The organism is Polaromonas sp. JS666, assembly GCF_900103405.1.
Classification (GTDB): domain Bacteria; phylum Pseudomonadota; class Gammaproteobacteria; order Burkholderiales; family Burkholderiaceae_C; genus Polaromonas.
In genome coordinates this window covers 76,399-99,968 of the sequence record NZ_FNHX01000001.1, presented here as the reverse complement: position 1 = coordinate 99,968, position 23,570 = coordinate 76,399, and the positions used below count along the sequence as shown (strand labels likewise).

Sequence of the window (23,570 nt, the reverse complement as noted above, 5' to 3'; positions counted from 1 at the left end):
CGCGACTTGCCTTGCGGCACTGGCCTTGCGCGGGCCCGCGGCCTATCATTTCAGGCAGCGCAACAGCATGCGCCTGGAGACACCATGAAGCCCCTCTTGCCCTTCACACTGGCCGGCTTGCTGCTTTTGTCCGCTTGCCCCGACGCCAAGTCACCCAAAGCCCCACCCAAAGTGCCTGAACCCAAAGCCGCGAACACATCAGCACAGGCCCTGCCGGCGGCGCCGCTGGTGGCGCCGCGCGGTACGCGCGCGTCCGCATGAAGGCTTTCCGGCATGCCGCGCCCATCGCAAGCTGGGCCTTGCTGTGCGGTGCAGGCTTGGTGGCCTGCACCGGCATGCGGGCAGACCCTGCCGCGCAACGCGTCACCGTCGAAGGGCGGACCTACCTGGTCAGCGCGCTGACCGCCGGCACCTGGATAGCCAGCTCACCCACTGCCGGCCCAATCTCCACCACGCCCGCCGGACGCGCCGCCCTGCTGCAGGCCATAGAGCAACACTCGGGCTGCAAGGTCACCGATGTCGACTACTCGCGCGGCGGCATGCAGCTCGATGCGCAGGTGGACTGCGCCAGCCGCCTCAAGAATTAGCCGGCATCCAGGCGAAAAAAAGGGGCAGCCTGCGCCGCCCCCGGTTTGCCGAACCTCGAGTGTCGGCAAGAAACGCTACATATCTTTTCTGGAACCGTCGCCTTATTTCGAGGCCTTCAGCGCATCGCGCAAGGCCTTGACCTGGTCGTGGTTGCGCTGGGCGCCCTGGGCCTGGCGCTCCACCACGCTCTTGATGGCAAGCGGCAGGTTTTGCTTCAGGGCCTTGCGGTAGCGCGCCACGGCGGCGTCCTCGCCGCGCTCGCACTCATTGAGCATGGCTTGGTCGCTGTAGGCGCTCAGCGTCGCGCGCACGGACACCCAGCCGCGGTGCAGCGCGCCGCTGACGGAGCCGCCCTCATCGGGCTTGCCGCCCAGCTGGCGTATCAGGGTCTGCAGCTCCAGGCCCGCGGCGCGGCATTCACCGGAATGGCGGTGCAGCAAGACCTTGATGTCTTCGGAGCGCGAGTGCTCGGCGCATTCGCGGAAACCGTATTCGCCGTCGCGGCAGGATTCGAGCAGGTCGTTGAGCGTGTCAATGATCTCCTCGTCGTCCGCCACGCCGACGGTATCGGCGTTGCTCAGGGTGGCGGTGGTTTCAAAGGCGCTGAGCCGCTCGTGCGCACGGTTCCAGGCCGCGCGGCTGGCCAGGCGGGCTTTCGGCCAGTCCAGGGTCGAGCGCCCCCTGTAGGTATCCCAGCGGTCCGCCAGGCGCATTTCGGTTTCCTCAAACGAGCCCGGGTAATCGCGCCGGCCCTCCACACCCAGCCGGTAGGCGGGTGCATAGTCGTCAAAGGGACGGCCGCTTTCGTAATAAGGCTCCAGCGTGTGCCTGTCGCGCCAGTAAGCCTCTTCGGCCGTCGGGTCCAGCGCCTCGGCGGCTTCCTTGCCGCCCATGCCGCCGGCGATCGCGCCGGCCACGCCACCGACAACGGCTCCCGCAGGGCCGGCCACCACGCCGGCGGCGGCGCCCCCGGCGATGCCGCCCATGGCCGCGCCTATGCCGGTGCCCACCGGGTGCGCGCCGGGCTCTTTGCTGATGGGATCAAGGTTGGGATCATGCTCTTTGGCCATGGTAGGTCTCCTTTGTGTCGAACGCAGGTTTGAAAGAGATCCGCGCCACTGCTTCCTGTGTGTGCTGTGTGTGCTGTGTGGCCGGACACTGGCAACCATGGTCGCGTGCGCTGCAAGACGCGGCGGTCAGGCAAGCACAGACAGGCATGTAGGAGAGCGCCGCGCACAAAACGCCGGCAACTCAGGCATCGAGTTCCGGGTAGCGGCGGAAGATGCCGTCCTCGTTAAAGGGAATGCGCCGCTCGCTGGCCAGGTAGGCGGCCACGCGCCTGTGCCGCGCCACGCGGTCGTGCAGCGCCATCACATGCGGCACGTTTTTCAGCGCGCGGCGGGCGGCCTTGGGGAAGGCATACAGCAATCCCTCCACCAGCTGGAACAGCGAGAGGTCGGCATAACTGAGGCTGCCGCCCACCAGGTGCGCACTGCCGCGCGGGTTGCGCACCAGCACGGCTTCAAACCAGGCCAGGAATTTGCGGATGCGCGCCGTCCTGAATTCCCTGGCGCGCCTGAGCGCTTCCGTCTTCTGCTCTTCGTAATAAAGACCCGTGCCCACCGGATGGTGGGTGTCGTGCGCCTCGGCCACAACGTCGGCAATCGTGAGCTGGATCTGGTGCGTCCACAGGCGCGCTGTTTCGCTTTTGCCGACCAGGCCCAGGCGCGGTCCCAGGTAGAGCAGGATGGCCGCCGACTGGCCGACGATGGTCTTGCCGTCCACCAGGAATGGCGGTGCGAAGGGCGGCTGGTGCACGGCGGCGCTCTCGATGAAATGCATCATCGCGGGAATGCCCTGACCCTCGCCTTCACAGCCGCGCGCCACGTCCACGTAGTCGGCGCCGGCGGCCTCCAGCGCGAGCCGGACAAATTCGCCGCGGCCCTGGATGCCGGGCCAGTAATGAAGTTCGTAAGGCATGAATGACAACTCCTGTGAGGTCGTTTCATTCTGCGTGAAGCCCGTGCGCGAATCCACGGCAAAAGGCTCGGCGTGCCCTTGTCCTACGAAGATTTCGCCCCCTTCCGACAAGCCGCCGTTTTGGGCGAGCCTAAGTTGAAACTGTACCCATCCATCCAGGCCCGCCGAACGCGGCGATCAAGGCCAAACTCTGGAGCCCATCATGACCACCTTCCCCGCATCCCTGCATGGCAAAACCCTGCGCTGGACCTTCCGGGACGGCCCGACCAAGGGCCATACCTTTGAGCACACGTTCGCCAGCGACGGCACCCTCACCTGGCGCAGCGCCAGCCCGGGCGCCAAGGACCACCTCCAAAACGCCAGCGCCGCCGTCAAAATGTCGGACGACGTGCATGTGGTGTCTTACCTTTCGAAGGAGAGCGGCTACACGCTGACGGTGGCACTCAACCTCAAGACCGGCGCGGCCACAGGCTTTGCCTCCAACGGCAAGGACTGGGTCCAGCAGTCGGGCAGCTTCGAGGTGCTGGGCGAAAGCCGCGCCTAGCCCGCCGCCGCGATCTGCCTCAAGGCCTGCTCGAACACTTCCACAGGCTGGCCGCCGGAAATCAGGTGGCGGTCGTTGATGATGACGGCCGGCACCGAATGGATGCCTTGCGTCAGGTAGAACTGTTCGCGCTCGCGCACCTCGCGCGCGTATTCGCCCGAGGCCAGTACCTCGCGCGCGCGGCTTTCATCCAGCCCCGCTTCGGCAGCGGCCTTGGCCAGCACCTCGTGTGAGGCCGGGCTCTGGCCGTCGGTGAAATAGCGCTTGAACAGCAGCTCCTTGAGCGCCTTCTGCTTGCCCGCGCCTTCGAGTTCGGCCCAGTGCAGCAAGCGGTGCGCGTCAAAGGTGTTGTAGATGCGGCTGCGCCCGCCGCCGGGCTCGTCGGCCATGCTGAACTTGAAGCCCACCTGGGCACCGCGCGCACGGATGTTCTCGCGGTTGGCCTGGGCCTGGGCCGGCGTGATGCCGTATTTCTCGGTGATGTGCTCGGTGATCTCCTGGCCCTCGGGCGCCATTTTGGGATTGAGTTCAAAGGGCTGGAAATGCAGCTCAGCCTGGATGTCGCCGCGCACGCGCTCCAGCGCCTGGTCCAGCGACTTCAGGCCTATGACGCACCAGGGGCAGGAAACGTCGGACACAAAATCGATCTTGAGTTGGGTGGTCATGGGAAGGCCTTGGAAGTTGCTGCTCTGGGCAGGCCGATTTTGGCCCGTAGCAAGCCAGCTTGCGGCTCACCCCGGGATATTCAAGTACCCGGTGCGTGGTTAATCCCCCTCCGTCCCCGCTGCCCGCCATCTTCTGTGGCAGCCCGTTTCAAGAAACTGTCACACAAGCTTCCTAAGATTCCGGCAGCGCAGCGGCCCTGCCCTGCGTTTCGGCGCGGGCACAGCGCCGCTTCGCATCATTCCCCACCTGAAACTGGAACACACAACAATGTCCGACCTGGCCACCCCTTCCCTTCCCTCACGCCGCACCGCCCTGAAATTCCTGGCGACCGCGCCCATGCTGCCGCTGGGGGCACTGGCCTCCAGCACCCTGCTGTCGGGCTGCGCCACCGGCAGCGGCCCGGCTGGAGCGGGCAATTACCTGTCTTCCAGCTTCACCTCCATGGCCGCGCCTTCGCTGGCCGACACGGCCGCCATGGCCACCACCACCGTGGGCTCCAGCCTGCAGGTCCGGCTCAAGGACAACAGCACCCAAAGCTATCGGCTGGCCTACCAGCCCTTCTTCGTGACTGGCGATAGGGTGCCGGACGGCAAGGGTGGCACCATCCTGAGCGGTGGTTATGTGGACATCAACAACCAGCCCATCATCGACCGCTCGGTGCCCGGCAAGGAACGCCAGATGTTCTCCGACTCGCCCGACGGTACCTCGCTGCTGGGCCTGCCGAACGCCAACGTGCCCGGCGTCAAGGGCAAGGCGGTGTTCGCCGTCGTGCAGTTTGAATACACCACGCGCGACCAGGCCGGCGCCGACGCCTATGGCAACCTGCCCTCGCCCATCGCCGTGCTCACCCTGGACCAGGACCAAGCCACCGGCAAGCTCAGCCTCGTGAAGTACCACAACGTCGACATGTCCAAGGCGCACGGCCTGTGGATCACCTGCGGCGCCAGCCTCTCGCCCTGGAACACCCACCTGTCCAGCGAGGAGTACGAGCCCGACGCACCTTTTGCGGCCGAGAGCTCGCAGTTCAAGAAGTTCAGCAAGAACGTCTACGGCGACGAGACCAAGGCCAACCCCTACCACTACGGCCACCTGCCCGAAGTCACCGTGCATCCCGACGGCACCGGCACGGTGAAAAAGCACTACAACCTGGGCCGCATCTCGCACGAGCTGGTCCAGGTCATGCCCGACAACCGCACCGTGCTGATGGGCGACGACGCCACCAACAGCGGCCTCTTCGTCTTTGTGGCCGACCGCGAGAAAGACCTGTCGTCCGGCACCTTGTACGTGGGCAAACTGGGCAGCGGCTTCTCGGTCGACCCGGCCGCCGAAGGCGCAAAGATTTCCTGGATCAAGCTGGGCCACGCCACGAGCGCCGAAATCGAAAAAATGGCCGACACGCTCAAGCCGTCCGACATCATGACGGTGCACAAAACCGACCCGTCCGATGCCAGCTTCACCAAGGTCTTCTACAACGGCAACGCCAACTGGATCAAGGTCAAGCCCGGCATGGAAAAAGCCGCCGCCTTCCTGGAAACCCACCGCTATGCCTACCTCATGGGCGGCAGCATGGGCTTTTCCAAGATGGAAGGCACCACCGTCAACATCAAGGACAAGATCGCCTACTCGGCGCTGCAGAACATGCAGGACTCCATGGTCAAGACCGGCAAGGGCTGGAACGCTGCCAGCGGCATCGCGCTTGACAAGGCGCTGATCGCCGGCGGCGTGATGATGCACAAGCTGGACGGCGGCCAGAAGGACTCGGCCGGCAACGCCATCAACAGCGAATGGATGCCGGTGCACACCAAGGCCCTGCTGGTCGGCGAAGACATCGCCGGCGATGCGCTGGGCAACAAGGCCAACCCCAACATGGTGTCCAACCCCGACAACCTGAAGTTCTCGGAAAAAATGCGCACCCTCTTCATCGGTGAAGACAGCAGCACCCACGTCAACAACTTCATCTGGGCCTACAACGTCGACACCAAGCAGCTGTCGCGCCTGATGTCCATGCCCTCGGGCGCTGAAGCCACCGGCCTGCATGTCGTGGACGACCTCAACGGCTGGACCTACATCATGAGCAACTTCCAGCACGCCGGCGACTGGATCCCGTCGCTGCACGGCAAGGTGCAGGCCACGCTGGACCCGCTGGTGCGCGCGAACTACAAGGACCGCTACGGCGCGGCCGTCGGTTATCTCACCGCCGACCCGAGCAGCATCAAGCTCGGTTAAGCGCGGAGCCGCTCAAAAGCCCTCCTGGCGTTGTTGCGCCGCCTTGCCGTGCCTTCAGCACTGTCTGCGGCGACGCGCCTAGCCAGGACCGCTTCGCTGGGTTTTGTGAGCAGCTCTATACAAGACTGCGATCAATCTCATCACCCTTCGCCCTGAGTTGCCGAGCTTTTCGGCGGCCTCAGGGCGAACTGCATTGGGGCGCCGGTATACGCGCACCGACTTGTGCATCGTTACACCCTTCTTCCCTAGAATGCCGGGAAGCCCGCGGCGACCTTGCCCGGGCAGCACCGACCGCCGGGAATACCATGCACTACCGCCACGACGACCTGATCCATTACGCGCAAGCCCTGCTGACCGCCGCCGGGCTGGAGCCGGCCAAGGCCACGGCCGTGGCCGAAATCCTCGTCGAGGGCGACCTCTTGGGCCACAACACCCATGGCCTGGCCCTGCTGCCCGGCTATCTGGGCGAGCTCGAAGCAGGTTCCATGGAAAAGCGGGGCGCGCCCACCGTGCTGGCCGACCACCCGGCCGCCCTGACCTGGGACGGCCGCCGCCTGCCCGGCCCCTGGCTGGTGCTCGAAGCCATGGCGCTGGCCGCCGAACGCGCCGCCACCCAGGGCACATGCACCGTGGTGATACGCCGCAGCCACCACATCGCCTGCCTGGCCGCCTACCTCAAGCGCGCCACCGACCAGGGCCTGCTGATGCTGCTGACCTGCTCCGATCCCAACACCGCCAGCGTCGCGCCCTTCGGCGGGCTGGACCCGGTGTTCACGCCGAACCCGGTCTCAGCCGGCATTCCCACGGGCGGCGTGCCGGTGCTGATGGACGTTTCCACCTCGGCCACCACCAACGGCATGACCAACCGCCTGCACAAGGAAGGCAAACGCCTGCCCGCGGCCTGGGTCATGGACGGCCATGGCGTGGCCAGCGACAACCCTTCGGTGCTGTTTGAAGAACCCAAGGGCACCATACTGCCGCTGGGCGGCATGGACTCCGGCCACAAGGGCTACGGCCTCACGCTGCTGGTCGAGGCCCTGACCGGCGGCCTGGCCGGCCACGGCCGCGCCGACCCCAAGGAGGGCTGGGGCGCCACAGTGTTCCTGCAGATCCTGGATCCGCGCGCCTTCGCCGGCCTCGAAGCCTTCGAACGCCAGACCGGCCACGTCGCCGATGCCTGCCGCGCCTCGCGTCCCGCGCATGCAGGCAAGGCCGTGCGCACGCCCGGCGAAAAAGGCATCGCGCTGGCGGCAAAGCAAAAGCTGGATGGCGTGGCGCTCTACCCGTCCATACTGCCGGCGCTCTCCAGCTGGGCCATCAAGCTCGGGGTGACGGAGCCGGTCGCCGTCCCTTAAAACGCGGGGCTTTCCAGGGAGAAAACCGGTCTAGCCGGCCAGCGCTTGCCGGTTCGAGGCCCGGTCCTACTACAAAAGCTTTCCAAAATTGCGCGAAGCCTCCGCATGCCAGGGGTTTGTCCCTAGACGGGGAATTTTTCAGCTTCACATAATTAGTGCGTCGTTCAAACTAATTCCAAAGTGCTGCGTAGGCAGTGGAACGACCACCGGGATTTATCTGAGCTCAAAAACACATGCCTGCCTGGGCAAAAACTATCGGAGACACTCAATGAAATTCAAAGCTTCCCTGACTGCCATCGCACTCAGCCTGGCCGCCGCCGGCGCATTTGCGCAGGTGACGGTAGGCGTCAGTTGGTCCAACTTCCAGGAGGAACGCTGGAAAACCGATGAAGCCGCCATCAAGACGCAGCTTGAAAAGCTGGGCGCCAAATACATCAGCGCCGATGCCGCGGGCTCTCCCGAAAAACAGCTGGCGGACATTGACGGGCTGATGGCCAAGGGCGCCAAGGTCCTGATCGTGCTGGCCATGGACAAGGACGCCATCCTGCCCGCCGTGAACAAGGCCACCAAACAGAAGGTGCCCGTCATCGCCTACGACCGCCTGATCGAGGCGCCCGGCGTGTTCTACATCACCTTCGACAACAAGGAAGTCGGCCGCATGCAGGCCCGCGCCGTGTTCAAGGCCAAGCCCAAGGGCAACTACGTGATGATCAAGGGCTCACCCACCGACCCGAACGCCAATTTCCTGCGCGAAGGCCAGCAGGAAGTCATAGACGCCGCCGTCAAGAAAGGCGACATCAAGATCGTGGGCGAGGAATACACCGAGGGCTGGAAGCCCGAAGTCGCGCAGAAAAACATGGAACAGATCCTGACCAAGACCGGCGGCAAGGTCGATGCCGTGGTCGCCTCCAATGACGGCACCGCCGGCGGCGTGGTGGCGGCGCTGAGCGCCAAGGGGCTCAAGGGTGTGCCGGTGTCGGGCCAGGACGGTGACTTTGCCGCCCTGAACCGCGTGGCCGTGGGCACCCAGACCGTGTCGGTCTGGAAGGATGCCCGCGACCTCGGCAAACAGGCGGCCAGCGCGGCGGTCAATCTCGGTGCCGGAAAACCGGTCGAGGGCGCAAGCTCCTGGAACGGCGGCGAGAAAAAGATCGCCCTGCAGGCCCAGTTTCTGAAACCCGTGCCCATCACCCGCGACAACCTCGACGTAGTGCTCAAGGCCGGCTGGATCAAAAAAGACGAGCTCTGCAAGGGCGTCACCGGTAACGTCGCCGGCTGCAAGTAATACAGGCCTTCCAGGCACCCGCTCCCCGTTCCGCGCAAGCGGGCAAGGCAACCGGCCTGTAGGTTGCCCGGGAGCGCCGCACCCCCAAAACCATGCAATTGCCTTTTCGAATCCCGCGCGACACCGCCATTGACTGGCGGCTGGTCTTCATGGGAGCCGTGCTCGCCGTCCTGGCGGGTGTGTTCCAGGTCCTGTCGGGCGGCATTTTCCTGTCGCCTGAAAACCTCTACAACATCGCCCAGCAAACTGCGGTGGTGGGTATCGTGTCCACCGTCATGGTGCTGATCATTGTGGCGCGGCACATTGACCTGTCGGTCGGCTCGGTGATCGGTTTTGTCGGCGTGCTCATCGCCTACCTTCAATACACCCTGGGATGGTCCTGGCCGGCGGCGTCGCTTGCCGGGCTGGCCGCGGCGCTCGTGGTATCGGTGTACCAGGGATGGCTGACGGCCATGCTGGGCGTGCCGTCTTTTGTGGTCACGCTGGGGGGCTTGATGTCCTTGCGCGGCGCGGCCTTCCTGGTGGCCGACGGCAAGACCCAGCCGGTCAGCGACGAGTTCTTTTTGCAGCTGGGCGGCGGCTATGACGGCGGCATCGGGGTGACCGCCACCTGGGTCCTCACCGCCTGCGTCAGCCTGGTGCTGGTGGTTCGCAGGGTGCTGGGCCGCCGCGCCTCGGCACGCCACGGGATGCCCCAGCAGCCCGTATGGGTGGACGTTCTGCTGGTGGCCGCGCCCGTGGCCCTGCTGGCGGCATTTGCCGCGGCCATGAACAACTACCAGGTCACCAACAAGGACGCGCCCCAAGGCATCCCGATACCCGTGCTCATCTGGGCGGGCGTGGCGGTGCTGATGTCCTTCATCTCCCGGCGCACCCGTTTTGGCCGCTACGTCTACGCCATGGGCGGCAACCCCGACGCCGCGATACTGGTCGGCATACCGGTCAAGCGGGTCACGCTCATGCTGTTCGCCCTGCTCGGCGTGCTCATCACCATCGCGGCCATCGTCTCGGTGGCCCGCCTGAACGCGGGTACCAACTCGCTGGGCACTGGCATGGAACTGTTCGTGATCGCCGCCGCCGTGATAGGCGGCACCGCGCTGGCCGGCGGTAGCGGCACCATCATCGGCTCGGTGCTGGGCGCGCTCATCATGCAGTCGCTGGACAGCGGCATGCTGCTGCTGGATGTTTCCATCGGGAAACGCATGGTCATCATCGGGCAGGTGCTGATTGTGGCGGTGGTGTTTGACGTGCTCTACCGCAAATGGGCGCAGGAAAGCTGACATGCCAACCCTGCAACCCTCCAACGAACCCCTGGTCCAGTTCAAGGACATCCGCAAGGCCTTTGGCGGCGTTCACGCCGTCGACGGCGTGAACCTGAACCTGTACGCGGGCGAAGTGGTCGCCGTGCTGGGCCACAACGGCGCCGGCAAATCGACCCTGATGAAAATGCTGGCGGGCGCCTTTCCCATCGACTCGGGCGAGATCCACGTGATGGGACAGAAAGTGAACCTGCGGACCCCGGCCGACGCGCAGCGGGAAGGCATAGAAACCATCTACCAGACGCTGGCCCTGGCCGACAACCTGGACGCCGTGGCCAACCTCTTCCTGGGCCGCGAAAAAATGACGGCCTGGAACACGCTGGACGACTACTTCATGGAGGCGCAGGCACGCAAGGTGTTCGGCCGCCTGAATAAAAACTTCACCAACATCCACACCCCGGTGCGGCGCCTGTCCGGCGGGCAGCGCCAGGTGGTGGCCATCTCGCGCGCCATTTATTTCAATGCCCGCATCCTGATCATGGACGAGCCCTGTGCCGCCCTGGGCCCGGAGGAGTCCGCCATGGTGGCCAACCTGGTGCTCCAGCTCAAGGCCGAAGGCGTGGGCATTTTCCTGATCACGCACGACATGCACGACGTGTTTTCGCTCAGCGACCGTGTCTCGGTGATGAAAAACGGCCGCCTGGTCGGCACCTACCGCACGGCCGACCTGGACGAGGACCAGATCCTCGGCATGATCATCGCCGGCAAGCCGCCGCCAGGGCGCGAGCAGGCCCCGCACCGTAGCGCCTGATACCATGCCATCGTCCATGAAAACCACAGGCGACCAGCAACTCGTCAAGCGTATCAATCGCAGCGTGTTGATGCGCCTGCTGCGCAACCAGCCGAGCCGCTCGCGCGCGCAACTGGCCAATCACAGCGGCTTGACCAAGTCGACCGTCAGCCTGCTGGTGCGCGAACTGATTGATGAAGGCTGGCTCAGCGAAATCAGCATGGCCGCCTCCAACGGCGTGGGGCGGCCTTCCACACCCCTGCAGATCGACGGCCAGTCGCGCGGCCTGATCGGTGTGGAAGTGGCGGTCGACACCGTGCGTGTGGCCAGCGTGTCCCTGCTGGGGAAGGTGCTGTGGTCGACGCAGGAGCCTTTGCGCAGCACCCGGCCCGAAGACGTCTGCTGCCAGGTCGCCGGCCTGGTGGTCATGGCCCAGGCGCAGCTGGTCTCGCGCGGCGCGCAACTCTCGGGTGTGGGCATAGGCCTGCCCGGCGCGTTTGACGAAACCACCGGCGTGTTGCGCTTTGCCCCCAACCTTGGCTGGCGCAACGTGGACTTTGTGCCGCAGATCACCCAGGCGCTGACGCAGGCGGGCTTGCCCCCGGTGCCGGTGCACGTGCAAAACGAAGCCGACACCGCCGCACTGAGCGAGTACGAGTTTTCGGAGAACGACGGCAAGGATTCGCTGATTTTTGTGAGCTGCGATGTGGGCGTGGGCGCCGGCATCGTTCTCAACGACAGGCTGTTCACCGGCATGCGGGGCATGGCCGGCGAGATCGGCCACAGCGTCCTGGAACTGGGCGGTCCCCCCTGCTCCTGCGGGCGGCGCGGCTGCGCGGAGGCCTTTATCGGTTCGGGCGCCCTGGGCCAGCTGGCGGATGCCCGCCGGTCGGGACACTACCTGGGCGTGCTGCTGCAGAACCTGTGGACCACCTTTGACCCCAGCGTGCTGGTGGTGGGCGGCTCCTCATGCCTGCGTTTTCCCGACATGGTGAAGGTTGCCCAGGAAACGCTGCAAAACTACGCCACCGATGCCGGCGTCAGCGCTCCCACGGTGCGCGTCGCGCGCTACGGACTGCTGGCTTCAGCGGTGGGGGCCGCCGCCCTGGTGCTGCACCAGTACCTGCGCCCCATGCATCCGTCCGGCCGCATTGTGGGCAATGGCCGCCCAGGGCGGGGCCGGGGCCTCGAACCGGCCTCCACACAGCGCAGGCCTGTGTCGGCGTAAAAAGTGGCCAAGCGGCACACCGCCCGGCAGCCCGGCGCGCGGGAATCGCCGGTGTCGCGAGATCGACCGTAGGCCTTGGCTGACAGCCATCAGGGCATCTCCCCGATAAGGCCGCGCCTGCGCGGCACACACAGTGGAAGCACAACATTTTTTGGAGAAGAAAAATGTCTTTTGCGCTTTACATGCTCGGGTTCGTGATCTTCCTGGCCGGTGTCATCTGGGGCGCCGTGGAAGCCGGCGTGCCGCATCTTTACATCGGCATAGGCGCGCTGATCTTCCTGGGCATAGGCATCTTCAGCGCCGTCAGCCGCACGCGCAGCAAAGACCCGTCTTAAGCGCGGGCACGGCTGTCCCCGGCTATTCCTGAGGGGACTCCGGCAAGGTTTCCTGCGCCCTCAAAGCCTGTTGCAACTGGGCCAGCACGGCGCTCGCGGCACGCAGCTGGCTTTCATTCATACCCGCGGCCAGGGCATTGGCCCATCGTTTCTGGCCTGACTGTATGGTGCCCAGCGCTTTACGGCCCTTGGGCATGAGCCGCAACAGCTTGGCACGCGCATGGGCCGGGTTGTCCTGATAGGCGGCGAAGCCCTCCTCCACCAGCAAATCCGCCACGCGCTGCACACTCTGCCGCGTCAGATTCATGGCCCGCGCAATCTGCGCCACCGACAGCGGCGCATCCTCCACCGCGGCCAGCACCTGCCAGCGCGCCGAAGTCTGCCCGGCAGGCGCCGCCAGCGCGTCGCCGGCCGCCGTCAGCAGGCCGTTGAGCTGCATCACCTGCACCACCAGCCAGCTCAGGGTGTTGGCCGCCGGCGTGCGCTCGACTTCCCCGGTGGCGGCCACCGATTTGACAGCATGCTGTCGTTTAACTATACTTCCAGACATGACAACATTCTGTCATATTCACCCCGTCACCACCAACATCAACCTGCCCGCCTGAAAGGAATGCCACCATGCTGAAAACCTATACCGGAAGCTGCCACTGCGGCGCCGTCCGCTTTGAAGCCGACATCGACCTCAGCAAGGGCACGGGCCGCTGCAATTGCTCTATCTGTACCAAAACCCGTAACTGGGGCGCCATCATCAAGCCCGACGCCTTCCGGCTCCTCGCCGGCGAAAGCGAACTGAGCGACTACCAGTTCGGCACCAAAAGCGGCCATCACCTGTTTTGCAAGCACTGCGGCGTGCGCCCTTTCGGCCGGGGTTACATCGAGCAGATCGGCGGCGACTACGTGTCCATCAACATCGCCGCCCTGGACAATGCCGAGCCAGAGGAACTCATCAACGCACCGGTCAACTACGCCGACGGTCGCAACAACGCCTGGTGGAACAAGCCCGCCGAAACGCGGCACCTGTAAGAGCCGCGCAGAAAATCCGCCCGCACAGCCGGCACGGCTGTGCGCCGTGCGGGTTATGCCATGCGACGTAGGCGCTGTCTCATGACATCTAGTCGCCACGTCTCACATACGGCGGAATTTGCAAGCGTAGTGTTGCAACACGCCCGGACAAACAAACGCCGGGCGTAAGAACCAACACCTAAACCGCCCTTTTCCGGAGAAACCATGAAGCTCAACCATCTCGCGCCCCTTGCCGCAGCGACCCTGCTGGCCTGCCTCAGTCCCGGCGCCCTGATGGCGCAAACCACGACCTCGATGTACGACATCCCCAACCCGTCCTGGTACATCATGCCGCAGGTCACCGTGGTAGACCCGGACTCGCGGTTCAACGGCAACAAGAACCTCAGCGGCCTTGGCCTGCGTTTGGGCAAGGCGGTGTCCCCCTCCTGGGACATGCAGATAGGCGGCAGCATAGCCCGCGCCAACAACAACGGCCGGCGCTTTGAGCAGGACACGCTGGGCATCGACGGGTTGTACATATTCAACCGCAGCAGCAATTTCAGGCCCTTCCTGCTGGCCGGCATAGGCGCCGAGCGGGACAAATTGCCCAACACCAGCAAGACTTCGCCCTATCTGAACCTGGGCCTGGGCTTTCAGCTGGGGCTGTCCGACCAGTGGTTCATGCAGGCAGACCTGAGGCGGACCCGCACCTACCTTCGCGGCAACACCTTCGGCTTTGACCACGCCAACACCAACACCGTGAATGTCGGCCTGAGCTACTACTTCGACAAGCCGGCGCGTCCCGTGACCGCGCAGTACACCCCGCCACCGGCGCCCGAGCCAACGGTCACCGCACCGCCACCACCACCTCCTCCGGCGCCGGCACGCTTCGAGAAGGTGACGCTGTCGGCCACGGAACTGTTTGCCTTTGACAGCGCCGAACTGGCAAGCCCGCAACCCAAGCTTGACCAGATCGCGCAAACCCTGATGGGCGGCAATTTCAACGGCAACATCACCGTGACCGGCTATACCGACCGCATCGGCTCGGACGCTTACAACCTTAAACTGTCGCAGCGCCGCGCGGACGCGGTGAAGAGCTACCTGGGTAGCAAAGGGGTCAACACCGGCCGCCTGACCGCCGTCGGCAAAGGGGAAAGCAACCCCGTCGTGACCTGCCATGACCGCAAGCTCAAGGACCTGATTGCCTGCCTGGCGCCCAACCGCCGCGTGGAAGTCGAGGAAATCGTCATCGAGCGCCGCGTCAACTAAAGGTCGCGCCACACCCTTGGCAAAAGCCGGCGCCTGCCGGTTTTTGCTTTTTCGTGCTGCGCGAACCTGGGGCTTGCGCGCGAACGCCTATTTCGCGCCCAGGCCCATGGCCCGTGAAATCACTTCCTTCATGATTTCATTCGTGCCGCCGTAAATGCGCTGCACGCGCGCGTCGGCATAGGCGCGCGTGATCGGGTATTCCCACATATAACCGTAGCCGCCGAAGAGCTGCACACATTCGTCCATGACCTTGCACTGCAGCTCGGTGCACCAGTACTTGGCCATGCTGGCGGTCGCGGTGTCCAGCTTGTCCTGCGCCACCAGCTCCGCGCATTTGTCGACAAACACGCGCGCCACCTGCACCTCGGTCTGCAGTTCGGCCAGGGTATAGCGCGTGTTCTGGTAGCTGGCCACCGGCTGGCCGAAGACCTTGCGTTCCTTCACGTAGGCCAGCGTCCAGTCAATCGCGGCCTGGGCCGAGGCCACGGCCGTGATGGCAATCTGCATGCGCTCCCAGGGCAGTTGCTCCATCAGGCAGATAAAGCCGCGGTTCTCATGCGCCTGGCCGCCCAGCAGGTTTTCGGCCGGCACCTTGACGTCCGTGAAGAACAGCTCCGAGGTGTCCTGCGCCTTCATGCCCAGCTTCTTGAGGCGCTTGCCGGTTTCAAAGCCCGGCATGCCGCGCTCCACCAGCACCAGGCTGGTGCCCTTGGCGCCGGCGGCCGGATCGGTCTTGGCCACCACAATGACCAGGTCGGCATGCCAGCCGTTGGTGATAAAGGTCTTGCTGCCGTTGAGCCGATAGCTGCCGTCGGGCTGCTTGAGCGCCGTGGTCTTTACGCCCTGCAGGTCCGAGCCGGCGGCCGGCTCACTCATCGCGATGGCGCCCACCATCTCGCCGCTGGCCAGTTTGGGCAGGTATTTCTTTTTCTGGGCTTGCGTGCCGTAGTGAAGGATGTAAGGCGCGACGATCTCGCTGTGCAGGCTGTAGCCGATGCCGGTAAAGCCGCCGCGGCCCAGTTCCTCCATCTGAACCACCGAATACAGCTTGTCGGCGCCCGCCCCACCGTATTCCTCGGGCATGGTCATGCACAAAAAACCGTTCTCGCCGGCCTTGTTCCAGACCTTGCGGTCCACATACCCCTGCTCTTCCCATTGCTCGTGAAAGGGCGCGATTTCCTTGTCCATAAAGCGGCGGAAGGCGTCACGAAAGGCTTCGTGGTCGGAGCTGAAGAGGCTGCGTTCGATCATGGTGTCACCTGTGGGGAAAACCTGGAGTATTTATACAAAGCGTCTGCTTTGTGAAATGAATATACTGCATGAGGCGCCCCGTCCGCCTCCGAATCATCCCTGCCCTCCCCCGAGGAAAAATCCATGAGTATCGAAGCCTTTATCTACGACGCCGTCCGCACGCCGCGCGGCAAGGGCAAAAAAGACGGCAGCCTGCATGAGGTCAAGCCCGTCAACCTGCTGGCCGGCGTGCTAGCGGATTTGCAAAAGCGCAACGGCTTTGACACCGCCGCCGTCGACGACGTGGTCATGGGCGTGGTCTCGCCCGTGGGCGAGCAAGGCGCCGTCATCGCCAAGGTGGCCGCGCTCAAGGCCGGATGGGACTTCCGCGCCTCCGGTGTGCAAATCAACCGCTTTTGCGCCTCGGGCCTGGAGGCCGTCAACCTGGCCGCGCAGAAAGTGCGCTCCGGCTGGGAAGAGCTGGTGGTGGCCGGTGGTGTCGAAAGCATGAGCCGCGTGCCGATTGGCGCCGACGGCGGCGCCTGGGCGCAAGACCCCGAAACCAACAGCGCCACGTTGTTTGTGCCGCAAGGCATAGGCGCCGACCTGATCGCCACGCTCGAAGGCTTCAGCCGCGCCGACGTGGACGCCTTCGCGCTCGAAAGCCAGCAGCGCGCCGCCAGAGCCCGCGCCGCCGGCTACTTCGCCGACTCCATCGTGCCGGTCAAGGATTTCCTGGGCCAGACCATCCTGGGCGAGGACGAATTCATCAAGCCGCAGACCACGCTCGAAGGCCTGGCCTCGCTCAAGCCCGCCTTCGACCAGTTGGGCGCCATGGGCTTTGACGCCGTGGCCCTGCAGCGTTACCCACAGGTCGCACGCATACAGCATGTGCACCATGCCGGCAATTCGTCCGGCATCGTCGACGGCGCGGCGGCCGTGCTGGTGGGCTCCGAAGCCGCCGGCAAAACCCACGGCCTGAAGCCGCGCGCCCGCATCGTGGCCGCAGCGCTCAGCGGCGCCGACCCGACCATCATGCTGACCGGGCCCATGCCGGCCACACGCAAGGCCCTGGCCAAGGCCGGCCTCACGGTGGACCAGATCGATTTGTTCGAGGTCAACGAGGCCTTCGCCGCCGTGGTGATGCGTTTCATGAAGGAAATGAAGGTGCCGCACGACAAGGTCAATGTGAACGGCGGCGCGATTGCCATGGGCCACCCGCTGGGCGCCACCGGTGCGATGATCCTGGGCACGCTGGTCGACGAGCTGCACAGGCGCAAGCTGCGCTACGGCCTGGCCACGCTGTGTGTGGGCGGCGGCATGGGCATCGCGACCATTGTGGAAAGGGTCTGAAGCCATGAAGACCATCAAATACCAGATTGATGACGGCATCGCCACCATCACCTTTGACGAGCCCAACTCCCCCGTCAACACCATGTGCCTGCAGTGGCAGGAGGACCTCGGCGAAGTCACCGCCCAGGTGGTGAAAGACAAGGCGTTGCTCAAGGGCATCATCCTGGCGTCGGCCAAATCCACTTTTTTTGCCGGTGCCGACCTCAAGGCGGTCATGCGCCTCACGCCGGCCGACGCGCCCAAGGCCTATGCCGAAGTCGAACGCGTCAAGAAAAACTTCCGCACCCTGGAGACCCTGGGCATTCCCGTGGCCAGCTGTCTCAACGGCACGGCGCTGGGCGGCGGCTGGGAGGTCGCGCTGGTCGGACACTACCGCGTGGCGGTGGACGACCCCAAGACCCAGTTCGGCCTGCCCGAGGTGACCCTGGGCCTGCTGCCCGGCGCCAGCGGCGTGACCAAGATGACGCGCCACCTGGGCCTGATGGGCGCGCAGCCCTACCTGGTCGAAGGCAAAACCTTCAGCCCGCGCCAGGCGCTGGAGCTGGGCCTGGTGCATGAGCTGGTGGCCGACCCGGGCGAGCTGCACGCCAAGGCCCTGGCCTGGCTGGCCGCCAACCCCCAGGCGCAACACCCCTGGGAAGCGAAAGACTACAAAATCCCCGGCGGCACCCCGGCCAATCCCAAGATCGCCGCGGCCCTCAGCGTCGCGCCCGCCATGCTCAAAAAGCAGACACGCGGCCTCTACCCCGCGCCCGAAGCCATCCTGGCCTGCATGGTCGAAGGCGCGCAGGTGGACCTGGAAACCGCTTTGCGCATCGAAAGCCGCTACCTCGCCAGGCTCATGACCGGCAGCAACGCCAAGGCCATGATCAACACCTTCTTCTTCAACATGAACGCCATCAAGAGCGGGCAGTCGCGCCCGCCCCGGATGCCGAAGTTCAGGCCCAACAAGGTCGGCATCCTGGGCGCCGGCATGATGGGCGCGGGCATCGCCTATGCGCAAGCCAGCCGGGGCATCAGCACCGTGCTCAAGGACGTCAGCCAGGAGAAGGCCGAGGCCGGCAAAGCCTACAGCAGCAAGATCACCGCGCCCCGCGTCGAAAAAGGCCGCATGACGGCCGCCGAACAAAGCGCCCTGCTGGCGCGCATCACCGCCACCGGCCAGGCCGCCGACCTGGCCGGCTGCGAGCTCATCATCGAAGCCGTGTTCGAGCGCCGCGACCTCAAGGCCAAGGTCACGCAGGAGGCCGAGCCCCTGCTCGCACCCGGCGGCTTTTTTGCCTCCAACACCTCCACCCTGCCGATTTCCAGCCTGGCCACGGCCAGCGACCGGCCCGAGAAATTCATAGGCATCCACTTCTTCAGCCCAGTCGACAAGATGAAGCTGGTCGAGATCATCCGCGGCAAACAAACCGACGACGAAACCGTGGCCCGCGCCTTCGACTACGTGCAGGCCCTGGGCAAGATCCCCATCGTCGTCAACGACTCGCGCGGCTTTTACACCAGCCGTACTTTCGGCACCTTTGTGATGGAAGGCGCGGCCATGCTGGGCGAAGGCATACCCGCCGCCGCCATTGAGAACGCCGGCATCCAGGCCGGCATGCCGGTGGGGCCCCTGGCCGTGCTCGATGAAACCGCGCTCTCGCTGAGCGTGCATGTGCTGGACCAGACCCGCACCGACTTCACGGCCGAAGGCAAGACCTACACGGCGACGCCCGGCGAACTGCTGGTCGAACGCATGGTGAAGGAATTGAAGCGCCCGGGCCGCGCGGCCGGCGGCGGCTTTTACGACTACCCCAGCGAGTCCGGCGCGAAAAAACAGCTGTGGCCCGAACTCAAACCCCTGTTCGAAAAACCCGGCGTGGCCTGGGACATCCAGGAACTCAAGGACCGCCTGCTCTGCCGCCAGGCCGTGGAGACTGCCCGCTGCCTCAGCGAAGGCGTGCTGACCACCGTACACGACGCCAACATAGGCTCCATCTTCGGCATAGGCTTCCCAGCCTGGACGGGCGGCGCGATGCAATTCATCTATGGCATGGGAGTGGACGCCTTCATCGCGCGCTGCGCAGAGCTGGCCGGCAAATTCGGGCCCGGCTTTGTGCTGGCCGATACCGTCAAGGATGCGATCCGCAAACACCAGCCGGTGTACTGAACGGCACCCTTTCTTTTTTCATTCACCTCACCCGACCATTTCATGCCAAGACTCCAGAACAAGATCAGCCTCATCACCGGCGCCGCCCAGGGCATAGGCCTGGCCACCGCCCTCAAGTTCGCGACAGAAGGCGCCACCGTCATCGTCTGCGACGTCAAGCAGGCCGGCGTCGACGACGCCGTCAAACAATGCCAGGCCCTGGGCGCCCAGGCCGCGGGATTTGTGATGGACGTGACCCAGCGCGCCATGGTCGACGCCGTGGTCGGCAAGGTCAAAGACCAGTTCGGCCGCATCGACGTGCTGGTCAACAACGCCGGCATCACGCAGGACGCCCGCCTGCAGAAAATGACGCTGGAACAATTCGACAAAGTCATAGACGTCAACCTGCGCGGCGTTTTTCACTGCGCGCAAGCCGTGGCCGACACCATGGTGGCCCAGGGCAGCGGCGTGATCCTCAACGCCAGCTCCGTCGTCGGCATCTACGGCAACTTCGGCCAGACCAACTATGCCGCCAGCAAATTCGGCGTGATCGGCTTCACCAAAACCTGGAGCCGCGAACTGGGCCCTAAGGGCGTGCGCGTCAACGCCGTCGCGCCGGGTTTTGTCGCCACACACATCCTGGACACCATCCCCGAAAAAGTCCTCAAGGAAATGGAAGCCCATGTGCCGCTCAAGCGCCTGGGCCGGCCCGAGGAGATTGCCAATGTCTACGCCTTCCTCGCGAGCGACGAGGCCAGTTATGTCAATGGGGCGGTGATTGAGGTATCTGGGGGAATGTCGGTTTAGGCCAGAGCGCCGGAACCCCCTACATGCCCCAGGAGAAACGGCCTGAAATTGACTTGCCGCCGATTGTCAGCACACCGGCATCGTTCCTGACACTCAGAATAAAGTCCTTTGGAAGCGTCGAATCTCCAGGGTTGATGAACCGGAGCAACAAGACCTGTTGTTGCGTATCGAAGGCTTCGACTTTTATGTGCTGCATGGGAATCACCACGCTTTGGTTGCCGCCGGGCATCGCAAAGCTGAGGGCAGCTATGGATGGCCGGCTGTCGTCGCCCACGACAACATCCAGGAGATAGCCTTGCGCCTCGAATGAAATAGAGCTGGTGGCCGATGCTGTGGTAAACGCGCTGATCGCTACGGCTATTGCAATGAGGGATGATCGCATTGGACCTCGCGCCGTTGAGCTTGTCATGAATTCACGCCGCACCCGAAGCTTCGGTCAATCATGCCAGCGATTCTAGGCGTGCAATCTGCGAATTGCATCCTTATGCTGTTTGCGTTCAATCGTTAAATTCACTCGGATGAATCGTGTCGTAGACATGGCCTTCACAACAAAAGACCACCATCCAAAGACCGAACTTGTGGTCGGAGTCAGGGGGGATCAGTTTGTTGAGCGCCCGCGCAACGGCTTGTTTGATGGCCACATCGATGTCCTTCCCGTCTGATGCCAGCGTTTCAACCGTCACCATGACCAGGGCCTCTTTTTCATAGAGCTCCACTTGTGGGATCGACCACCGCGCCGCCGTGGCATCGACAAAAGCGAGCGCCACTTTTTCAGGAAGTTCCGGCTGGGAAGTGAACGTGCCCATGGCTTGTGATGTGAATCCTGCAAGGCGGGTGGATCAGCGATGGCAGGATGATGCGTTATGGCAAGGGCGCGTCAACAGGGCGCAGAAGGAAACGGAATTTTTCACCGAAATTAGTTCCTGTTTTTGCTTCGAAACCGAAGCCGGGCCGCCGACGGCTTAATCCGAAACGGCCCGAAAAGTGATGGTGGCCGGCCCCGTGACATATTCCGCATCCAGGAGCCTCGCGTCGGCCTCTCGGGAAACTACTCACTCAAGCTGTGCAAAATGACATGGCGCGCCGGGTTCCGACCTGTCAGTATTCAGTCAATACCCAAGGAAACACATGCCCGCCGTTCTGCCCACCCGTTTGCCCCTTTCCGGGGATGCCGCCCTCGAGAAAACCCGGCACGCCGACAGTGCCGCGCGTGAGCAGCGCCGCAACAGCCTGGCGGCGAAGATGGCCGCAGACCGGCAAGGTACCGGCCCCGCGCCAACGGCCGCGGAAATCGAGCAATGCAGGGAAGACGCCGCATTCGAGCAGGCAATGGGCAGGCTGCTGGCGGACGTGCCCCTGCCCCGCTAGGCGCTTTGCCGGCTCAGTCCAGGCGCTGGATCAGGTCTTCCAGGGCCGGGAAATCGACCGGCTTGACCAGGTGGCAGTCAAAACCGCCGGCCAAGGTCCGGCTCTTGTCGTCCTCATGGCCGTAACCGGTAATGGCCGCAATGAGTATGCCGGGGCCGTACGGCAAGCCGCGCAGCTCGCTGGCGACTTCAAAGCCATTCATGCCCGGCATGCCGATATCGACCAGCGCGGCGTCCGCCCTGTAGGTTTTTGCGATCTCCAGCGCGTCGGGCCCGTTGTAAGCGACCTTGGCCGAATGCCCCAGCAGCCGGAGCACTTCCGCGAGGCTGTCGGCCGCGTCCCGGTTATCGTCAACGACCAGGAATTTTTTTGCGGGCTCATCGGCCGTCACCGGCTTGCCTACACTGGCCCCGGGAATTGAAAACTTGAAGCGGCTTCCCCTTTCGGGGCCCTCGCTCTCGGCGCTGAGCACGCCGCCGTGCATTTCCACCAGCGACTTGGCCAGCGTCAAGCCTATGCCCAGCCCGCTTTCCTTGGCGGCCGACTGCATGTCGCCCTGGGAAAACAATTCAAAAATCTCCTGGATCGCGGTCCTGGTAAGGCCCAGCCCGGTGTCTGACACCTCGGTCCATATCTGGGTATCTTCCGTCCAGCAGCGCAGCGTGATACGCCCGCCCGCCGGCGTGTACTTGGCCGCGTTGGTCAAAAGGTTCTGGATCACCTGGGTCAGCCGTATGCTGTCGGCGTCCACATAGACGTCATCCTGCGGCAGCTCCAGGGAAAAAGTGTGGTGCCTGGCGTCCATCATGGGCCGCATGGCCTCCGCGGCCCGGCTCAGGACCTGGTTGTAGAGCACGGTTTCTTTTTTGAGCCGTATCTTGCCCGTGCTCAGGCGCCCGACGTCCAGCAGGTCGTCGACAAGCCGCGTCATATGGGTCAACTGGCGGTCTATCATCTCGCGGCTGTTTTTGACGACCGGGCTGGGCGCGGGCTCGAGCTGCAGCACGGTGACGGCATTCCGTATGGGTGCCAGCGGGTTGCGCAGCTCATGCGCGAGCATGGCCAGGAATTCATTCATGCGCCGGCTGGAGCGCTCCAGTTCCTCGAGCTGCCGGCGCTCGGACATGTCGCGGGTGATCTTGGCGAAGCCGCGCAACTGCCCTTCGGCATCGCGGATGGCCGTGATGACCACATTGGCCCAGAACCGGGTGCCGTCCTTGCGCACGCGCCAGCCCTCCTCTTCGGCGCGGCCTTTTTCCAGCGCCGTCCGCAGCTCGTTCTCGGGCATGCCCAGCGCCAGTTCCTCGGGCCGGTAAAACATGCGGAAGTGCCGGCCTATGGCTTCGGCGGCGGTATAGCCCTTGAGGATCTGCGCGCCGGTGTTCCAGCTCTGGATGATGCCCTCGGGGTCCAGCATGAAGATCGCATAGTCCTGCACGCCCTCCACCATCAGGCGCAGCCGTTCTTCGCTTTCGCGCAGGGCCTGCTCCTGCCTGCGCCTTTCGCTGAGGTCACGGGTCACCTTGGCGAATCCTGCATGGGTCCCGTCCGGGTCGGTCAGCGCGGTGATGACCACATTGGCCCAGAAGCGCGAGCCGTCCTTGCGCACCCTCCAGCCCTCGTCCTCGAAGCGCCCCCGTTTTTTGGCGAAGGCCAGTTCCTGCTGGGGCCAGCCGGTGGCCCGTGCCTCGTCCGTGTAAAACATGGAGAAATGCCGCCCTATCACCTCATCGGCGGTATAGCCCTTGATGCGGGTTGCGCCGGCATTCCATGACACCACATGGCCGTCCGGATCCAGCATGAAGATCCCGTAGTCCACCACGGAATCGACCAGCAGGCGAAAGCGTTCGATGCTGACGGAATCCACGGGCAGGACGGTATGCTGGCTCACGACACCCAATCTCCCGCCTTGGCTAGCGGCGCGCGAGCGCTCGGCATGAACATGGAGCTGGCTGCGTACAAATACGGCATCACAAAGGGCTCGGGCAAAAAGAAACCCGGGTGGCCCGGGCCTTGAACTGGTAAATCCAGAGGAGTGAGTGCGGCCCCGGATGGGGTCGCCACTTCAATATAGCCAAGCCAAAAGTAACATTCTGTAGGAGAACGCCGCGTTCCAAAGCCCGCAAGCGCTTGCGGGCTGGCCGCCGTGCCCGG

The 23,570-nt window shown here is 64.4% G+C and carries 24 protein-coding genes; 16 read left to right on the top strand and 8 right to left on the bottom strand.

What is annotated here, in order from left to right; all coding sequences use genetic code 11:
• Positions 1–84: 84 nt before the first annotated feature.
• Complete coding sequence (locus BLQ85_RS24505; protein WP_175456023.1) at positions 85–261, top strand: hypothetical protein; 177 nt, start codon at positions 85–87, stop codon at positions 259–261.
• On the top strand, positions 258–587 hold the full coding sequence (locus BLQ85_RS00490) for a hypothetical protein (protein WP_074574126.1): 330 nt from the start codon (positions 258–260) through the stop codon (positions 585–587). Before BLQ85_RS24505 ends, BLQ85_RS00490 begins: the two co-directional genes overlap by 4 nt.
• A gap of 102 nt (positions 588–689) precedes the next feature.
• Here the strand turns inward: BLQ85_RS00490 and BLQ85_RS00485 are convergent, their stop codons facing one another.
• Positions 690–1,658: a ferritin-like domain-containing protein gene (locus BLQ85_RS00485; protein WP_074574125.1), complete on the bottom strand. Its 969-nt coding sequence runs from the start codon at positions 1,656–1,658 to the stop codon at positions 690–692.
• 181 nt (positions 1,659–1,839) lie between these two features.
• Positions 1,840–2,568 carry a glutathione S-transferase gene (locus tag BLQ85_RS00480; RefSeq protein ID WP_074575072.1) on the bottom strand — a complete coding sequence of 243 codons (729 nt, stop codon included), beginning with the start codon at positions 2,566–2,568 and terminating at the stop codon, positions 1,840–1,842.
• 202 nt (positions 2,569–2,770) lie between these two features.
• Between BLQ85_RS00480 and BLQ85_RS00475 the strand changes: the two genes are divergently transcribed.
• Positions 2,771–3,112, top strand: a complete 342-nt coding sequence (locus BLQ85_RS00475; protein ID WP_074574124.1) for a MoaF N-terminal domain-containing protein — start codon at positions 2,771–2,773, stop codon at positions 3,110–3,112.
• On the opposite strand, the gene BLQ85_RS00470 is transcribed toward BLQ85_RS00475, so the two are convergent.
• Positions 3,109–3,777, bottom strand: a complete 669-nt coding sequence (locus BLQ85_RS00470) for a DsbA family oxidoreductase (RefSeq protein ID WP_074574123.1) — start codon at positions 3,775–3,777, stop codon at positions 3,109–3,111. The genes BLQ85_RS00475 and BLQ85_RS00470 overlap by 4 nt on opposite strands.
• 268 nt (positions 3,778–4,045) lie before the next feature.
• Here BLQ85_RS00470 and BLQ85_RS00465 point away from each other — a divergent pair, with 268 nt between their 5' ends.
• From BLQ85_RS00465 to BLQ85_RS24500, 7 genes are all read left to right on the top strand, one after another.
• Positions 4,046–6,004, top strand: coding sequence for a PhoX family protein (locus BLQ85_RS00465; protein WP_074574122.1), 1,959 nt, complete (start codon positions 4,046–4,048; stop codon positions 6,002–6,004).
• 305 nt (positions 6,005–6,309) lie between these two features.
• A complete protein-coding gene (locus tag BLQ85_RS00460; protein ID WP_074574121.1) occupies positions 6,310–7,359 on the top strand; it encodes an Ldh family oxidoreductase in 1,050 nt (349 codons plus the stop codon).
• A gap of 268 nt (positions 7,360–7,627) precedes the next feature.
• On the top strand, positions 7,628–8,644 hold the full coding sequence (xylF, locus tag BLQ85_RS00455; RefSeq protein ID WP_074574120.1) for a D-xylose ABC transporter substrate-binding protein: 1,017 nt from the start codon (positions 7,628–7,630) through the stop codon (positions 8,642–8,644).
• A 92-nt stretch (positions 8,645–8,736) separates the two neighbouring features.
• Complete coding sequence (locus tag BLQ85_RS00450; protein ID WP_074574119.1) at positions 8,737–9,924, top strand: sugar ABC transporter permease; 1,188 nt, start codon at positions 8,737–8,739, stop codon at positions 9,922–9,924.
• A 1-nt stretch (position 9,925) separates the two neighbouring features.
• The gene (locus BLQ85_RS00445) at positions 9,926–10,714 is read left to right on the top strand and encodes an ATP-binding cassette domain-containing protein (RefSeq protein ID WP_074574118.1); all 789 of its coding nucleotides are present in this window, start codon (positions 9,926–9,928) and stop codon (positions 10,712–10,714) included.
• A 16-nt stretch (positions 10,715–10,730) separates the two neighbouring features.
• Positions 10,731–11,921 (top strand): ROK family protein, encoded by a 1,191-nt coding sequence (locus BLQ85_RS00440; protein WP_074574117.1) that lies wholly within the window; start codon positions 10,731–10,733, stop codon positions 11,919–11,921.
• A gap of 164 nt (positions 11,922–12,085) precedes the next feature.
• Entirely contained in the window at positions 12,086–12,256 is a 171-nt protein-coding gene (locus tag BLQ85_RS24500; protein WP_175456022.1) for a hypothetical protein, read from the top strand.
• Between the two features lie 22 nt (positions 12,257–12,278).
• Here BLQ85_RS24500 and BLQ85_RS00435 read toward each other — a convergent pair whose 3' ends face one another.
• On the bottom strand, positions 12,279–12,806 hold the full coding sequence (locus tag BLQ85_RS00435) for a MarR family winged helix-turn-helix transcriptional regulator (protein WP_083336676.1): 528 nt from the start codon (positions 12,804–12,806) through the stop codon (positions 12,279–12,281).
• Between the two features lie 68 nt (positions 12,807–12,874).
• Between BLQ85_RS00435 and BLQ85_RS00430 the strand changes: the two genes are divergently transcribed.
• Both BLQ85_RS00430 and BLQ85_RS00425 read left to right on the top strand, forming a co-directional pair.
• Positions 12,875–13,279: a GFA family protein gene (locus BLQ85_RS00430; RefSeq protein WP_074574115.1), complete on the top strand. Its 405-nt coding sequence runs from the start codon at positions 12,875–12,877 to the stop codon at positions 13,277–13,279.
• A 204-nt stretch (positions 13,280–13,483) separates the two neighbouring features.
• Entirely contained in the window at positions 13,484–14,527 is a 1,044-nt protein-coding gene (locus BLQ85_RS00425) for an OmpA family protein (protein WP_074574114.1), read from the top strand.
• An 87-nt stretch (positions 14,528–14,614) separates the two neighbouring features.
• Here BLQ85_RS00425 and BLQ85_RS00420 read toward each other — a convergent pair whose 3' ends face one another.
• Entirely contained in the window at positions 14,615–15,778 is a 1,164-nt protein-coding gene (locus BLQ85_RS00420) for an acyl-CoA dehydrogenase family protein (protein ID WP_074574113.1), read from the bottom strand.
• Positions 15,779–15,901: 123 nt separating this feature from the next.
• On the opposite strand from BLQ85_RS00420, the gene BLQ85_RS00415 reads away from it, so the two are divergent.
• The 3 genes from BLQ85_RS00415 to fabG are packed head-to-tail and all read left to right on the top strand — an operon-like array spanning position 15,902 to position 20,048.
• On the top strand, positions 15,902–17,110 hold the full coding sequence (locus BLQ85_RS00415) for an acetyl-CoA C-acetyltransferase (RefSeq protein WP_074574112.1): 1,209 nt from the start codon (positions 15,902–15,904) through the stop codon (positions 17,108–17,110).
• A 4-nt stretch (positions 17,111–17,114) separates the two neighbouring features.
• A complete protein-coding gene (locus tag BLQ85_RS00410; protein WP_074574111.1) occupies positions 17,115–19,262 on the top strand; it encodes a 3-hydroxyacyl-CoA dehydrogenase NAD-binding domain-containing protein in 2,148 nt (715 codons plus the stop codon).
• Between the two features lie 42 nt (positions 19,263–19,304).
• Complete coding sequence (gene fabG / locus BLQ85_RS00405) at positions 19,305–20,048, top strand: 3-oxoacyl-[acyl-carrier-protein] reductase (RefSeq protein WP_074574110.1); 744 nt, start codon at positions 19,305–19,307, stop codon at positions 20,046–20,048.
• 19 nt (positions 20,049–20,067) lie between these two features.
• On the opposite strand, the gene BLQ85_RS00400 is transcribed toward fabG, so the two are convergent.
• The gene (locus BLQ85_RS00400) at positions 20,068–20,430 is read right to left on the bottom strand and encodes a hypothetical protein (RefSeq protein WP_074574109.1); all 363 of its coding nucleotides are present in this window, start codon (positions 20,428–20,430) and stop codon (positions 20,068–20,070) included.
• Between the two features lie 115 nt (positions 20,431–20,545).
• On the bottom strand, positions 20,546–20,854 hold the full coding sequence (locus BLQ85_RS00395; RefSeq protein ID WP_074574108.1) for a hypothetical protein: 309 nt from the start codon (positions 20,852–20,854) through the stop codon (positions 20,546–20,548).
• Between the two features lie 322 nt (positions 20,855–21,176).
• On the opposite strand from BLQ85_RS00395, the gene BLQ85_RS00390 reads away from it, so the two are divergent.
• Positions 21,177–21,416: a hypothetical protein gene (locus BLQ85_RS00390; RefSeq protein WP_074574107.1), complete on the top strand. Its 240-nt coding sequence runs from the start codon at positions 21,177–21,179 to the stop codon at positions 21,414–21,416.
• 13 nt (positions 21,417–21,429) lie between these two features.
• On the opposite strand, the gene BLQ85_RS00385 is transcribed toward BLQ85_RS00390, so the two are convergent.
• On the bottom strand, positions 21,430–23,307 hold the full coding sequence (locus tag BLQ85_RS00385; protein WP_074574106.1) for a PAS domain-containing hybrid sensor histidine kinase/response regulator: 1,878 nt from the start codon (positions 23,305–23,307) through the stop codon (positions 21,430–21,432).
• Between the last annotated feature and the right edge of the window lie 263 nt (positions 23,308–23,570).